The organism is Ancylobacter pratisalsi (genome assembly GCF_010669125.1).
GTDB classification, from domain to species: Bacteria; Pseudomonadota; Alphaproteobacteria; order Rhizobiales; family Xanthobacteraceae; genus Ancylobacter; species Ancylobacter pratisalsi.
Genome location: NZ_CP048630.1, coordinates 3849347 through 3863866, shown reverse-complemented (window position 1 = coordinate 3863866; position 14520 = coordinate 3849347). Strand labels below are relative to the sequence as shown.

The window sequence follows — 14520 nt, the reverse complement described above, 5'->3', positions numbered from 1 at the left end:
ACATCGTGTCCGTGCAAATCGTTTCGCTGTTCCTGTTCGCGATTGCCGGCGCGCTGACACCTGGCCCCAACAACATGATTTCCGCCGGCTCCGGCGCCGCCTTCGGCTTCCGGCGCACCATGCCGCAGATCTGGGGGGTCAGTGTCGGCTTCACCATCATGGTGCTGGCGGTCGGCATGGGGCTCGGCGCCCTGTTCACGGCGGTGCCCTACCTGCACGAGACGCTGAAGATCGCCGGCTCGCTCTATCTGCTCTATCTCGCCTGGAAGATCGCCAATGCCACCGGCCCGGCCGGCGGCGCGGCGATCGAAAAGCCGATGACGATGCTTCAGTCGGCGCTGTTCCAGTGGGTCAATCCCAAGGCCTGGACCATCGCGCTCAGCATCGTGCCGGCCTTTACCAGCGTGGGCGCCGAAAACGTCCTGGCCGAGGTGCTGGTGATCGCGGCCGTATCCGGCGCCGTCAGCTTTCCCTGCCTGTGCCTGTGGGCCGGCTTCGGCTCGCTGCTCGCCCACCTGCTCGCCGAGCCGCGCCAGCGCCGCATCGTCAACTATCTGATGGCGGCCCTGGTCGCCGCCAGCGTGGTCATGCTTTTCCTCTGAAAGCCGCACCGCAGCATCCGTCATAAAAGCGTGATGCGAGTCGGGCTTATGTCGCTCATGAAACCTTCGCACCTCATAGGGGAAGGCATGGCACAGACAGCCCCCGATTTGAGCGATGCACCTGACGGGCGCCGGTTCCGCAGCCTGTTCCTGTCCGACATCCATCTCGGCACCAAGGGCTGTCAGGCCGACCTTCTGCTCGACTTCCTGAGATACCACGACGCCGAGACGCTCTATCTCGTCGGCGACATCGTCGATGGCTGGCGCCTGCGCTCGGGCTGGTACTGGCCGCAGAGCCACAACGACGTGGTGCAGAAATTGCTCCGCAAGGGCCGCAAGGGCACCCGCATCGTCTACCTGCCGGGAAACCACGATGAGTTCCTGCGCGACTATTACGGCAGCCATTTCGGCGGCATTGAAGTGGTTGAAACCGCGATCCACGAAGCCGCCGACGGCAAGCGCTATCTTGTCATCCATGGCGACGTCTTCGACGTCGTCGTGCGCCATGCCAAATGGCTCGCCTTCCTCGGCGACGGCGCCTACTCCTTCGCGCTCGGCATCAACACCTACCTTAACTGGGTGCGCCGGAAGCTCGGATTTCCCTATTGGTCTCTGAGCCAGTGGGCCAAGCTCAAGGTAAAGAACGCGGTCAGCTTCATCGGCCGCTTCGAGGAGGCCGTGGCCACCGAGGCGCGCCGGCACAAGGTGGATGGCGTGATCTGCGGCCACATCCATCATGCCACGATGCATAATGATTTCGGCGTGGGCTATATTAACTGCGGCGACTGGGTCGAGAGCTGCACGGCGATCGTCGAGCACGAGGATGGCCGCTTCGAGCTTATCGACTGGGCCCGCCAGACCCGCGCCCGGACCGGCGCGCCCCTGCTGCTGGAACGGCCGAAGGTCGCTGCCTGATGCGCATTGTCATTGCGACGGATGCCTGGTCGCCGCAGGTCAACGGCGTCGTCCGCTCGCTGCAGAACACCGCCCGCGAGGCGGCCGCTCTCGGCGCCGACATTCAGTTTCTGACGCCCGCCGATTTCCGAACCCTGCCGATGCCGACCTACCCGGAAATCCGCCTGGCGCTGGCAACCCCTTCACGGGTGGCCCGCCGGATGGACGAGATCGGCGCCGAATGCGTGCATATCGCCACCGAAGGCCCGGTCGGCATCATGGCGCGGCGCCTGTGCCTGTCGCGCGGCCAGCCCTTCACCACCAGCTACCACACCCGCTTTCCCGAGTATCTCGCCGCGCGGGCCCCGGTGCCCGAGAAGCTCTCCTATGCGTGGCTGCGCCGCTTTCACAATGCCGGCGCGGGCATCATGGTCTCGACGCCGACGCTGGAGACGGAGCTGCGCGGTCGCGGCTTCCACAACATCATGCGCTGGTCGCGCGGCGTGGACGCCACGCTGTTCCAGCCGCGCCCGCCGGAGGACTGCGACGCCTTCGTGCAGGCCCTGCCGCGCCCCATCTTCGTCTCGGTCGGCCGTGTCGCGGTGGAGAAGAACATCGGCGCCTTCCTCAAGCTGGACCTTCCCGGCAGCAAGGTGGTGGTCGGCGACGGCCCCGCTCTCGCCTCGCTGCGGGCCCAGTACCCGGACACCCATTTTCTCGGCATGAAGGAAGGCGAGGCCCTCGCGCGCATCTACGCCGCCGCCGACGTCTTCGTCTTTCCAAGCCTCACCGACACCTTCGGCATCGTCCTGCTGGAAGCGATGGCGAGCGGCCTGCCGGTGGCGGCCTTTCCCGTCACCGGCCCGCGGGACGTGATCGACGCCGCGCCCGCCGATGCGCCGGTGGGCGTGCTTGACCCGGACCTGCGCCGCGCCGCGCTCGGTGCGCTCGACATCGACCGCGCCAATGCCCGCACCTACGCACTCGGCTATTCCTGGCGCGCCTGCACCGAGCAGTTCCTCAACAACATCGCCACGGCGCAGCACCGCGTGCTGGCGCCGAAGGCAGCCGCCGGCTGATCCCCGTCACGCCGCCGCGAGGCAGCGCGTGAACATCTCGCGGTCGACATTGCCGCCGGACAACACGATGGCGGCAACCTTGCCCCTGAGGTCGAGCCGACCGGCCAGCACGGCGGCAAGTGCAACCGCGCCACCCGGCTCCACCACGATCTTCAGTTCCTCGAAGGCGAAGGCCACGGCGCGGGCGACTTCCTCGTCGCTGGCCGAAACCCCCTCGCCGACGATGCGGGAGCTGATCTCGAAGGTCAGCCGCCCCGGCGTCGCCGCCAGCAGCGCATCGCAGATCGAGCCGCTGACGCGCGCGTTGCGCTCACGCCCGCCCGAGACGAAGGAGCGCGCGTGGTCATCGAACCCCGCCGGCTCGGCGGTCATGACCCGCGCCTGCGGGAACCGGCTCTTCACCGCGATGGCGGTGCCGGAAATCAGCCCGCCGCCGGAGGCATTGGCGAGCACGACATCCGGCGCGAGGTCCATGGCGGCGAAATCCTCGGCGATCTCCAGCCCCACCGTGCCCTGCCCGGCGATGATGTAGAAATCGTCATAGGGCGGCACGAACACCGCCCCGCGCTCGCGGGCGATCCTGTCGGCGATGGCGTCGCGGTCCTCGGTCTCGCGGTCATACTCCACCACCTCGCCCCCGAAGGCGATGGTGCGCGCCCGCTTCATCGCCGGTGCGTCCTTGGGCATCACGATCACCGAGGGCATGCCCATCAGCGTCGCCGCCGCCGCCACGCCCTGGGCGTGGTTTCCCGACGAACAGGCCACCACCCCGCCCGCGCGCTGCTCGGCGGGAAGGCGCGAGATGCGGTTATAGGCGCCGCGGAACTTGAACGAACCGGTCCGCTGCAACGGCTCGGGCTTCAGGAAGATCCGGCCGCCGGTAATCTCGTCGAGCCGGGACGAGTTGACCAGCCGCGTGCGAACCGCCACACCGGCCAGCCGCTCGGCGGCAGAGGTGACGTCATCAATGGTGGGGAGGGCGTTGCTTTGCATCATGAGGCAAGTCTAGCCCCGGTCGGCGCGCCGCGCACGGCAAATCATGCCGTTCATCACGAGGACGGGCGGCGGTTGAGCGCGTCTTTCGGCGACTTGCGCCGTTCGCTCGGCTCAACCTAATGTCGCTTTGAACACAAACGGGAGCAGGCATGTCGGGCCGCACGCGAAGTATCGACCGGAGCGGCATGGAGGCGGGTGCCCAGGCCATTACCGGCCAGCTCGGGCGAACCATCCAGCGCCTGCGCAAGGCGTATAATCTCTCGCTCTCCGAACTTTCGGAGCAGTCGGGCGTGGCCAAGTCGATCATCAGCCAGATCGAGCGCAACGAAACCAACCCCACCCTTGCCACCGTGTGGCGTCTGTCGCAGGCCCTGGACGTGTCCATCGACCGCTTCATGGCCGCCACCGATGACGAGCCCTTTGTCGAGCACCTGACCCGCGCCGACACCCCGATGCTGGTCTCCGAAGACGGCAAGTGCCGCCTCACCATCACCGGATGGATCAAGACGGTGGAATGGCTGCAGTGGTTCGACTTCGTCGCCGAGCCCGGCGGCGAGCTTATTTCGGACGGACACCAGCGCGGCTCGATCGAGTGCCTGTCGGTTCTGGCGGGCGAGCTTCAGGTGGAATGTGCCGATGTGCTGGAAACCGCCCGTGCGGGCGAAACCTTGCGCTATCGCTGCGACCGCCGCCACGTGATCCGCAACACCGGCACCGAGCCGGCCCACGCGACCATGGTGTGCCTGCTCAAAGCCGCGGTTCTCGACTGATCGCGGCCCCACCTCGCGAGACGAAAAAGGCGCCCGACGGGGCGCCCTTTTGCATTGAGGTCAGTGCGAGCCGCTCGCCGCTTCCGCCTTGCGCTGGCGGCGGCGCTCGCCGAAGCCCGCGAGCCAGCGGCACACCACGTAGAAGGTCGGCGTGAACAGCAGGCCGAAGAAGGTCACCCCGATCATGCCGGAGAACACCGCCGTGCCGAGCGCCTGGCGCAGTTCCGAGCCCGCGCCGGTCGCCCGCACCAGCGGCACCACGCCGAGGATGAAGGCGAGCGAGGTCATGATGATCGGGCGCAGGCGCAGCTGCGCGGCATGCTGGGCGGCGGTGAAGCGGTCCTCGCCGCGATCCTCGAGCTGCTTGGCGAATTCCACGATCAGAATCGCGTTCTTCGCCGCCAGACCGATGAGCACGATGAAGCCCACCTGGGACAGGATGTTGTTGTCCTGCCCTCGCAGCAAAATGCCCGCAACCGCCGCGATCAGACACATCGGCACGATGAGGATGACCGCAAGAGGCAGCGTCAGGCTTTCATACTGCGCCGCGAGCACCAGGAAGACGAACACCACGCCGAGCGCAAAGGCGAAGATCGCGGTGTTGCCTGCCCTCACCTGCTGGTAGGCCAGCGTCGTCCACTCATAGGAGAAGCCACTGGGCAGGGTCTCGGCGGCGATCTTCTGCATCATCTGGATCGCCTCGCCCTGCGAGGTGCCGGGCATGGTGTCGCCGTCGAGTTCCGCCGCCGGATAGAGGTTGTAGCGCGGCACGCGGTAGGGGCCGGCAATGTCCTTCACCGTCGCGAACGAGCCGATCGGGACCGTCTCGTCATGCGAGTTTCTGACGCGGAGCTGGAGCAAATCGTCCTGGGTCAGGCGGAACGGCGCGTCGGCCTGCGCCTGCACCCGGTAGGTTCGCCCGAACAGGTTGAAGTCGTTGACATAGGCCGAGCCGATATAGGTCTGCAGCGTCGAGAACACGTCCGCCATGTTGACGCCGAGCAGCTGCGCCTTGGTCCGGTCGATATCGAGGAAGATCTGCGGCGTGGAGGTCTCGAACAGCGAGTAGACCTGCTTGAGGCCCGGCGTCTGGTTCGCCCTGCCCATCATCGCATAGACCGCGTTCTGCAGCGCGCCATAGCCGGCGCCGTTGCGGTCCTCGATCATCATCCGGTAGCCGCCGGCATTGCCGATGCCCTGAACGGGCGGCGGCATGACGACGATCATGAACGCTTCCTCGATCGAGGCGAGCTTGCCGAAGAGCTGGCCCTGGATCGCGGCGGCGGACTGGCCCGGATGCAGGGCGCGCTCGGCGGCGGGGCCGAGAATGATGAACATGGCACCGGCATTCGGCGCGTTGGTGAAGGTCGCGCCGGAGAAGCCGACAATGTTCACCACATGGGCGACGCCGGGCGTGTCGAGGGCAATCTTCGCCGCCCGCGTCATCACGTCATTGGTTCGCGCCAGCGCCGCGCCGCCGGGAAGCTGGGCGGCGACGATGAGATAGCCGCGATCCTGCGAGGGGATGAAGCCCTGCGGCGTCATGCGGAACAGCTGGAAGCCGCCGGCGAGGATGCCGGCATAGACCACCAGCACGATCACGGCGAAGCGCACCACCCGGCCGGTGAACCGGCCATAGCCGCGCGAGAGCCCGTCGAAGCCCTTGTTGAAATAATAGAAGAAGCCGGTAAACGGGCGCGCATACCAGGCCGGCTTATGGTCCGGCCCCTTGTGCGGGCGCAGCAGCAGCGCGCACATCGCCGGCGACAGCGTCAGCGAGACCAGCAGCGAGATCAGCGTGGAGCCCGCGATGGTCAGGGCGAACTGCCGGTAGAACTGGCCGGAAATGCCGGTGATGAAGGCCGAGGGAATGAACACCGAGGCCAGCACCAGCGAGATCGCGACCAGCGCCCCGCCCACCTCGTCCATCGTCTTGTAAGCGGCGTCGCGCGGGCTCAGGCCGGTGGAGATGTTGTGCTCCACGCTCTCCACGACGACGATCGCGTCGTCGACCACGATACCGATGGCGAGCACCAGTCCGAACAGCGACAGGTTGTTCAGCGAGAAGCCGAACAGGCTCATGATGAAGAAGGTGCCGATCAGCGAAACCGGAATCGCGAGAATCGGAATGATCGCCGCGCGCCATGTCTGCAGGAACAGGATCACCACGATCACGACGAGCACGATCGCCTCGATGATCGTGTCCTCCACCGCGCGCACCGATTCCGCAATGAACTGCGTCGGGTTGTACGCCGTGGAATAGGTCATGCCCGCCGGGAAGCTCTTGGCGATCTCCGCGATTTCCTTCTCGATCGCCTGGCCGGTCGCCAGTGCGTTCGAGCCGGGAAGCTGGAAGATGCCGAGCGCCACGGAGGGCTTGGAATCGAAGTAGGAGATCGACGAATTGTCCTGCGCTTCGATGCCGATACGCGCGACGTCGCGCAGGCGCACCACCGCATCGCCCGTCTCGCGCACCACGATGTCGCCGAACTCTTCCGGCGTGGACAGCCGCCCGAGCGTTCGCACCGCGACCTGGAAGGCGAGCTGGTTCGGCACCGGGGGCGCATTCAGCACGCCCGAGGCAACTTGCAGGTTCTGCGCCTGGAGCGCGGCGGTAACGTCCGACGCAGTCAGGTTCAGCGCCTGCAGCTTCATCGGGTCGAGCCACACCTGCATCGCATAGTCGCGCGAGCCGAACACCGTGATCGAGCCCACGCCCGTCACGCGCTGGAGCTGATCCTTGATCTGCAAATTGGCGTAGTTGGAGATGAACAGCGAGTCGCGCGAATTGTCCGGCGAGAACAGGCTGACCACCATCAGGATGTCAGGCGAGGCCTTCGCGACGGTGACGCCGATCTGTTGCACTTCCTGGGGCAGGCGCGGCGTTGCCGTGGCCACCCGGTTCTGCACCTGAACCTGCGCGATATCGAGATCGGTGCCGATGTCGAAGGTCACCGCGATCGAGAAACGGCCATCGGCGGTGGAGTTGGAGGAGATGTAGAGCATCCCCTCCACGCCGTTGATCTGTTGCTCGATTGGCGCAACCACCGTGTCGGCGACGGTTTCCGCGCTCGCGCCGGGATACTGACCGGAGACGTTGACCACCGGCGGGGCGATGTCGGGATACTGAGCGACGGGCAGCCCGACATAGGCCACCGCACCGAGGATCATCACGACGACGGAAACCACCGAAGCGAAGATCGGGCGGTCGATGAAGAAATGTGAAAATCGCATGGATCCGGTTCCCGCGCTCAGTTGGCGGGCTTGGCGGGCGCCGTGCCCGCGGCCGGCGTGGCCGGCTTGGCGGGCGCAGCCGGCGTGGCAGTCCCAGCCGACGCAGCAGGCGCAGCCGGCGCCTCCAGCTTGCCGACAACCTTGGCGCCCGGCCGGATCCGCGAGAGACCGTTGACCACGACGAGATCGTCCTTATCGAGGCCGGAATCGATCACGCGCTGGCCGTCATAGACACGCCCCAGCGTCACATACTTCATCGTCGGCACCTGCGGCGCGTCGCCGGGCTGGAGCACATAGACGAACTTGCGGGTCTGCTCGGTCGCGATCGCGACGTCCGGCACGGTCAGCGCCGGATGCTCGGCGGACGTGGGCACCTGGATGCGCCCGAACATGCCCGGCGTGAACACGCTGTCGGGATTGGCAAACTGGGCCCGGCCACGGATCGTGCCGGTCGTCTCGCTGATCTTGTTGTCGACGAAGTCGAGCACGCCCTTATGGGGGAAGCCCTTCTCGTCGATCAGCTCCAGCCTCACCGGGATCGACTGGCCGGCGTCGCCCATTTCCTTGGCCATGCGCTGGTAGCGCAGATACGAGGCCTCGTCATAGGTGAACTCGAAATAGATCGGGTCGATCGAGACGATGGTGGCGAGCAGCGTATTGGTGTTGGTGCCGCCCGAGCCGCCGGTCACGAGATTGCCGACCGCCACCTTGCGGTCGCCGATACGGCCGGTGACGGGCGCGCGCAGATCGGTGAATTCAAGGTCCAGCTTCGCCGCCTGCACGGCGGCTTCCGCCCCGGCCGCCGCTGCGTGTGCGGCGCGCTCGGTCTGCAGGCGCTGGTCGAAGGTCTGCTTCGAGATCGCGGTCGAGGTCTTGTCCTGGAGCAGGGTCTGGGCGCGCTGCAGATCGGAGGTCGAGAAATCGACGTCGGCCTGCGCCTTGGCGAGGTTCGCCTCCGCCTGATCCAGCGCGATCTGGAACGGGCGCTTGTCGATGGTGAACAGCAGGTCGCCCTTATTCACCAGCTGGCCGTCGGTGAAGTTGATCGAGGCCAGATAGCCGGAGACGCGGGCATACATGTTGATGAGATCGACCGCCGCGAAACGGCCGACATACTCGTCATAGTCGGTGATGTTGCGCGAGATGGGCTTGGCGACGGTTACCTGCGGGGCCTGGGGCGCCGGCGGCGGGGCCTGCTGCTCGGAACAGGCCGCGAGCGACAGCACGCCGACAACGGTGACAATGGCAGGCAGGCGCGACAACGCGGTGTTCATTGAGCCGTCTCCGAGAAAGGCAAACAAGCGCTTCGGCGGCCCCCACCCGAAGCAACGCAAGGCGACCCGCCCCGCACGCGGGAACGCTCAGCGTGCCACGCACGTAGCACGTTTTTGCTGCACCGCGTAAGCGGTAAAAGCATCAGCCCGCCTTCGGGTTGGGCCTCCCGCTGAGCAGCGCGCGCAGATAGCGGGGGCCGATCAGCGTCAACACCAGCCCCCCATACACCGCCCCGGCCATTGCGATGCACAAGAGCAGCCGGGTCTCGTTCCGCAGCGAGCTGAGATGCGCGACCAGCGGCTCCGACAGCGCCGCCGCCCCATAGAGCGTCGCCGCCACCGCCAGGCCGATCGCGACGAGCCGGGGCAGAATGCGCAGCAGCTGGGCGTCGCCGCATTCATAGCCGCGCCGCCGGGCGAGGAAGGCCAGCAGCAGCACCGTGATCCAGCCGCCGACCGAGGTGGCGAAGGCCAGCCCCACCTGCGCCAGGCTGTCCATCAGCCAGATCTTGAGGAGGATGTTCACGACAGCGGCGCCCAGGGTCGCCATCACCGGCGTGCGGGTATCGCCGCGGGCGTAGAACGGCGCCATAAAGGCGCGCATGACCACGAAAGGCAGCAGCCCCAGCCCATAGGCCGCCAGCGTCGCGCCCGCCGCCGTCGCCGCCTCGGGCGTGAACGCGCCACGCATGAACAGCGCCCGCATCATCAGTTCGGGAATGACCAGCGACGCGGCCAGGAACGGCAGCACCAGCAGGATCGTCAGCTCGATGGCGCGGGACTGCGCGTGGCGCGCGCCCTCGAAATCCTCCGCCGCGATCTTCCGCGACAGTTCCGGCAGCAGCACGATGCCCGCGGCAATGCCGACCACACCGATGGGCAGCTGGTTCAGCCGGTCGGCATAGAACAGCGCCGCGATCGCGCCCTGCGGCAGGAACGAGGCGATGATGGTGTCGGCAAAGATCGCCAGCTGCACCCCTGCCGAGCCGATGATCGCCGGTCCGAGCGCGATGAGAAAGCGCCGCGTCTCCGGATCGAGGCGCGGCCTCCCGAAGCGCAGGCGCAGCCCGTGGGTCTCGGCGTCGAACACCAGAAGCGCGACCTGCAGGAAACCGGAGATCAGCACGCCCCACGCCGCCGCCGCGCCGGCATTGGGAAACAGCCCGACCGCGGTCAGCGTGCCCACCATCGACACGTTGAGCAGTATCGAGGCCGCCGCCGCCGCCCAGAACCGCTCATTGGCGTTCAGCACGCCCCCGACCAGCGTCACCACCGCGATCAGGCCGAGATAGGGGAAGGTGATACGGGTGAAATCCACCGTCAGCGCGAAACGCTCAAGGTCGCCCGAAAGCCCCGGCGCCAGCGTCGCCACCACCCAGTCCGTCGCCGTCAGCGCGAAGGCGAGGATCACGAGCTGCACCAGCACCACGGCGGTGAGAATGCCATCGGCGAAGCGGCGCGCCTGCGCGTCGCCCTCCACCGTCTTCACCCGCGCATAGGCGGGAATGAAGGCGGTGTTGAACGCCCCTTCGGCAAAGATGGAGCGAAAATGGTTGGGCAGGCGGAAGGCGATGTAGAACGCGTCCGCCACCGGCCCCGCGCCGAGCACGGCGGCCATCACGATGTCGCGCACGAAGCCCGTCAGCCGCGAGAGCAGCGTCCAGCCACCGACGGAAAAGATCGAACGAATCATGGAACGCCAGCGAGCCGGTCACGAAGGGATCGTCGCGAGGAAAATCGCGCGGCGCAGAAGCTAGCCGCCCGCGCCGCGCCCCGCCAGCCCGCGCTGGCGAAGAACGTCTAGGCCGCCCGCACGCTCACTTGCCCAGCGCACCCCGCACGGCAGCAATCACCCGCGCCTGGCTCGCCTCGTCAAGATAGGCGTGCATGGGCAGGCTGATCACCTCACCGGAGAGCTGCTCGCACACCGGCAGGCCGTTGCCCGCGGAGGGAAACTGCTCATAGGCCGGCTGCTGGTGCATCGGGATCCGGTAGTACACCGCAGTCGGCACGCCTTCCTTCTGCAGCGCCACGCCAAGCCCGTCGCGCACGCCCTGCGGCAGCCGGATGGTGTACTGCGCCCAGACCGACGTCGCGCGCGGATCCACCGCCGGCACGATGCACACGTCCTTCAGCGCCTCGTTGTAGCGCGCCGCGACCTTCTGGCGCGCCGCGATCTCGTCCTCGAAGATCGCGAGCTTTTCCAGCAGGATCGCCGCCTGAATGGTGTCCAGTCGCCCGGTCATGCCGATGCGCACGTTCTGGTACTTGTCGACGCCCTGCCCGTGCTCGCGCACGCTCTTGAGCACGGGAACCAGCTCGTCATCGTCGGTGAACACCGCCCCGCCATCGCCGAAGCAGCCCAGCGGCTTGGCCGGGAAGAAGCTGGTCGCCGTGGCATCGCCGAACGAGCCGGTGCGCTTGCCGTTCCAGGTCGCGCCGAAGCCCTGCGCGGTGTCGCACAGCACTTTCAGCCCATGCGCCCTGGCGATCGCGATAATCGCGTCGAGGTCGGCCGGCTGGCCGAACAGGTCGACCGGCACCACGACCTTCGGCGTCAGCCCCTGGCGCTTGGCGACCTCGATCGCGGCTTCCAGGCTCGCAGGGTCCATGTTGAACGTGTCCGCCAGCACATCGACGAACACCGGAGTCGCGCCGACCCACGGCACCACCTCGGCGGTCGCGCAGAAGGTGAAGGACGGGCAGAACACCGCATCTCCCGCCTTCACGCCCCACGCCATCAGCAGCATCGCCAGCGCGTCCGTGCCACTGGAGCAGGAGATCGCGTGCTTGGCCCCGGCGAAGGCGGCAAGCTGGCTCTCCAGCTCGGTCACTTCCGGCCCATTGACGAAGCGGCAGTGGTTCAGCACCCGCATCACCGCCTCGTCGATCCGCGTGCCGAGCCGGGCCCGCTGGGCCGCGATGTCGATGAAGGGGATCGGGGCCAACTCGGTCTTCACATGCGTGTTCATCATGTCTTCCTGGCTCAGCCTGCGACCTTCACGAGGCGCGGCGTGGCATCGTCCTCGACACCGAGGCAGCGTATGGCAGTGGCGATGGCCGCGACGCCGTCCTCGCCGGTCACCGCCGCCGGCTTCTCGCCGCGCACGGCTTCGAGAAAGCGGGTCAGTTCCACGCGCAGCGGCTCGGCATAGGCGACAGGCAGGTGGCGCATGGAATAGCTGCCATCCGGCTTGTAATCGAAACACTCGGTCACCTGCCGGGTCAGCAGATCGCCGATGACGTATTTGTTGCGCGTCGCCACGTGAACCGTGCGCGCCTTGAACGGCGTCAGCCAGTTGGTGTTGATGTGCGCCAGCACGCCATTGGCGGTGCGGAACTGCAGCAGGGCGATGTCCTCGCGGTCGGCCACCGCCGCCTTCACCTGCGGCTGGATCTCGGTGATGTGCGAGCCGGTGAAATGGCAGATCAGGTCGATGTCGTGCACCGCGAGATCGATCACCACTCCCACATTGGACATGCGCGGGGGAAACGGCCCGACGCGGGTGATGCCGATGGAGAGGATCTCCTCGCCACGGATCGCGTTCTTGATGGCGTCGACCGCCGGGTTGAAGCGTTCGACATGGCCGACCATCAGCGCGACGCCCTTGGCGCGGGCGGCGGCGACGATCGCCTCGGCCTCGGCCACCACGGGGGCGATGGGCTTTTCAACCAGCACATGCTTGCCCGCGCGGATCGCGGTAAGGGCGATGTCGTGGTGAAGATGGGTAGGTGCGGCCACCACGAGCGCATCGACGCCGCGCTCGATCAGGTCTTCGATGCCCGGCACCGCCTCGCAACCGAGCAATGCGGCAACCTTGCCACGCTGCCCGTCATCGGGATCGGCGATTCCCACCAGCGTCGCGCCCGGCAGGTCGGAAAGCACGCGGGCATGATTGTAGCCCATCACACCGACTCCGATGACTCCGACGCGGATCGGCGGGGGCGTCTCGGTCGGGCTTTTCGACATGATCGGTTCCTGTGTCGGCTCTTTGAAGGTGACCGGGGTCTAACACGCGCCCCGGAACGTGACGAGGCAAAGCGGTGCAATTCACCGCCCGCTCAGGTTCAATCATTGATTCAGGATGTTACCGCGCCGGCGCTCGCGCCCCGGTGCTCATTCCGCCGCGGCTTCCGCCTGCTGCACGGCCTGGGTGTTGAGGAAGCTCTTGTAGATGAAGCCGCGCTTGCCCTCGGCGACGACCTCGCACCAGCCCTTGCAGGCCACCAGCTCCACCTTCTCCCCGCCCTGCAGGTTCAGCACCGCCGCCGAGCTCTTCTTGGGGCCGGCGCGCATGGTCACGGCGCTGCGCACCACCGCGGTGCCGACAGGATCGGCGCCGGAGGCATCACCGGCCTCGACAGCGGTATCCTCGGTTTCCGGCTCGGCGGCGGCGGTGGTGGCTTCGGGGGTCTCCAGCGCGGCCAGCTTGACCGGCGGCAGCGGCGCCTGCTTGGGCAGCGCCACATGGGCGGCCTCCGCGCCGTCTGCCGCGCCGGCATCGGCGGTCTCGCTGAGGCGCGGCGAGGCGGGGGGCTCGGGGGCGGCGAAGGCGGTCACGCCGGCGGGGGCGGCGGGCGTTGCCGGACCGTCGAACACCGGCTCGGCATCGCGCAGATTGAGCTTGGGAATTTCGGCGACCACATCGGCAACGCTGGCCGGCGTCGTCCGCTCGGCCATCGGCTGCGAAACCGGAGCCGCGGCGACGGCAACCGTCTCCGCCGCCGGAATGGCCGCGACAGCGAGCGGCGCCGAAGGAGCGACACTGGCGATCGCCGCATTGCCGATCTCTTCGGGGGCGACGACGGCTTCCTCGCGGGCGGCAAGGCGCTGCAGGGCCACGAGCCCGCCGCCGAACACCGCCACGCACACCGCCAGAACACCCAGCCGCTGCCAGGTGATGACATCCTTGGAGGCGGACTTGCGGCGGCGCACCGGCTGTTCGGCCTCTCCCCCACGGCCCGAGGCACCAAAGGCGCGCCGGCGGGGCGTCGGCATCTCGGTCACGGCGGCGGCAGCGGCCGGAGGCTGCTTCCTCGCCAGCAGCCGGGTGATCAGCGAGGCCCCTGTTTCGGGGTTCCGGGCCTCGGAAATCTCGGCGGCGGCAGCGGCAGCCTCGGCCACCCCTTCGCTGTCGCGGGGAGACGAACGCTGCGGGAACATGTCGCGCACGTCCCCCAGAGCGGAGATCCGGCTGCGGACATCGGAGAGCGCCATCGGCGTCGGCTTCGGCGCGGCCTCCCCGCGTACGCTCCGGGTCCGGTCGCGCATCATCGGCACCGAGGGCTCCACCGGAACGGCAGACCGACCGCCTTCAACCGGCGTCGGATCGGAGCCGGCGGCAACCGGCGAAGCAGGAACCGTGGAATCGGTGGGCGAAGTGGCCGGGCTCTCGGCTCCACCCTCGCCGCTGGCAGCGCCGGCAGCGCCGGCTGATTCGTGGGGAGCGGTTCCCGAGCGGGCGCACTTTTCTTTTTCGAGCGCATCGAGAATGGCGCGGAAATCGGTGACAAGCGACGTCGAGAGCCCGTTCCCGCGCGGCTCCGGTGATGAGACGGTCATGGCGCGGCTCACCCGAACAGGACGGGTTTGGACCCGCGCGATACGGTCGAAAACCGAGGAATTACAAAGCTGTCTGCATCAGGTCCGGTTGCGCAGGCACAGGATCGG

General features: G+C 67.5%; 11 protein-coding genes. 4 read left to right on the top strand and 7 right to left on the bottom strand.

Annotation, left to right across the window (positions count from 1 at the left end; all coding sequences use genetic code 11):
• Positions 1 to 5 precede the first annotated feature (5 nt).
• From G3A50_RS18085 to G3A50_RS18075, 3 genes are all read left to right on the top strand, one after another.
• Complete coding sequence (locus tag G3A50_RS18085) at positions 6 to 602, top strand: LysE family translocator (RefSeq protein ID WP_163076542.1); 597 nt, start codon at positions 6 to 8, stop codon at positions 600 to 602.
• 87 nt (positions 603 to 689) lie between these two features.
• Positions 690 to 1517, top strand: coding sequence for a UDP-2,3-diacylglucosamine diphosphatase (locus tag G3A50_RS18080; RefSeq protein ID WP_210255165.1), 828 nt, complete (start codon positions 690 to 692; stop codon positions 1515 to 1517).
• On the top strand, positions 1517 to 2575 hold the full coding sequence (locus G3A50_RS18075; protein ID WP_163076541.1) for a glycosyltransferase family 4 protein: 1059 nt from the start codon (positions 1517 to 1519) through the stop codon (positions 2573 to 2575). Before G3A50_RS18080 ends, G3A50_RS18075 begins: the two co-directional genes overlap by 1 nt.
• 6 nt (positions 2576 to 2581) lie before the next feature.
• Here G3A50_RS18075 and G3A50_RS18070 read toward each other — a convergent pair whose 3' ends face one another.
• Positions 2582 to 3571, bottom strand: coding sequence for a threonine ammonia-lyase (locus tag G3A50_RS18070; protein WP_163076540.1), 990 nt, complete (start codon positions 3569 to 3571; stop codon positions 2582 to 2584).
• Between the two features lie 149 nt (positions 3572 to 3720).
• Between G3A50_RS18070 and G3A50_RS18065 the strand changes: the two genes are divergently transcribed.
• A complete protein-coding gene (locus G3A50_RS18065; protein ID WP_163076539.1) occupies positions 3721 to 4341 on the top strand; it encodes a helix-turn-helix domain-containing protein in 621 nt (206 codons plus the stop codon).
• 60 nt (positions 4342 to 4401) lie between these two features.
• Here G3A50_RS18065 and G3A50_RS18060 read toward each other — a convergent pair whose 3' ends face one another.
• The 6 genes from G3A50_RS18060 to G3A50_RS18035 all read right to left on the bottom strand — a co-directional run bounded on the left by G3A50_RS18060 (position 4402) and on the right by G3A50_RS18035 (position 14412).
• Positions 4402 to 7575: an efflux RND transporter permease subunit gene (locus G3A50_RS18060; protein WP_163076538.1), complete on the bottom strand. Its 3174-nt coding sequence runs from the start codon at positions 7573 to 7575 to the stop codon at positions 4402 to 4404.
• A gap of 17 nt (positions 7576 to 7592) precedes the next feature.
• Positions 7593 to 8849, bottom strand: coding sequence for an efflux RND transporter periplasmic adaptor subunit (locus G3A50_RS18055; RefSeq protein ID WP_163076537.1), 1257 nt, complete (start codon positions 8847 to 8849; stop codon positions 7593 to 7595).
• A 142-nt stretch (positions 8850 to 8991) separates the two neighbouring features.
• Positions 8992 to 10542, bottom strand: coding sequence for a murein biosynthesis integral membrane protein MurJ (gene murJ / locus G3A50_RS18050; RefSeq protein WP_163076536.1), 1551 nt, complete (start codon positions 10540 to 10542; stop codon positions 8992 to 8994).
• Between the two features lie 124 nt (positions 10543 to 10666).
• Positions 10667 to 11821, bottom strand: coding sequence for a DegT/DnrJ/EryC1/StrS family aminotransferase (locus G3A50_RS18045; RefSeq protein WP_163077813.1), 1155 nt, complete (start codon positions 11819 to 11821; stop codon positions 10667 to 10669).
• A gap of 14 nt (positions 11822 to 11835) precedes the next feature.
• A complete protein-coding gene (locus tag G3A50_RS18040; protein ID WP_163076535.1) occupies positions 11836 to 12819 on the bottom strand; it encodes a Gfo/Idh/MocA family protein in 984 nt (327 codons plus the stop codon).
• A 147-nt stretch (positions 12820 to 12966) separates the two neighbouring features.
• A complete protein-coding gene (locus G3A50_RS18035; RefSeq protein ID WP_163076534.1) occupies positions 12967 to 14412 on the bottom strand; it encodes an SH3 domain-containing protein in 1446 nt (481 codons plus the stop codon).
• Positions 14413 to 14520: the final 108 nt, after the last annotated feature.

Excerpts from the sequence above, each read along its gene's own strand:
- G3A50_RS18075 (WP_163076541.1), top strand. The coding sequence starts at position 1,517 with ATGCGCATTGTCATTGCGACGGATGCCTGGTCGCCGCAGGTCAACGGC.
- G3A50_RS18055 (WP_163076537.1), bottom strand. The coding sequence starts at position 8,849 with ATGAACACCGCGTTGTCGCGCCTGCCTGCCATTGTCACCGTTGTCGGC.
- G3A50_RS18045 (WP_163077813.1), bottom strand. The coding sequence starts at position 11,821 with ATGAACACGCATGTGAAGACCGAGTTGGCCCCGATCCCCTTCATCGAC.
- G3A50_RS18080 (WP_210255165.1), top strand. The coding sequence starts at position 690 with ATGGCACAGACAGCCCCCGATTTGAGCGATGCACCTGACGGGCGCCGG.
- G3A50_RS18040 (WP_163076535.1), bottom strand. The coding sequence starts at position 12,819 with ATGTCGAAAAGCCCGACCGAGACGCCCCCGCCGATCCGCGTCGGAGTC.
- murJ (WP_163076536.1), bottom strand. The coding sequence starts at position 10,542 with ATGATTCGTTCGATCTTTTCCGTCGGTGGCTGGACGCTGCTCTCGCGG.
- G3A50_RS18065 (WP_163076539.1), top strand. The coding sequence starts at position 3,721 with ATGTCGGGCCGCACGCGAAGTATCGACCGGAGCGGCATGGAGGCGGGT.
- G3A50_RS18070 (WP_163076540.1), bottom strand. The coding sequence starts at position 3,571 with ATGATGCAAAGCAACGCCCTCCCCACCATTGATGACGTCACCTCTGCC.
- G3A50_RS18060 (WP_163076538.1), bottom strand. The coding sequence starts at position 7,575 with ATGCGATTTTCACATTTCTTCATCGACCGCCCGATCTTCGCTTCGGTG.
- G3A50_RS18035 (WP_163076534.1), bottom strand. The coding sequence starts at position 14,412 with ATGACCGTCTCATCACCGGAGCCGCGCGGGAACGGGCTCTCGACGTCG.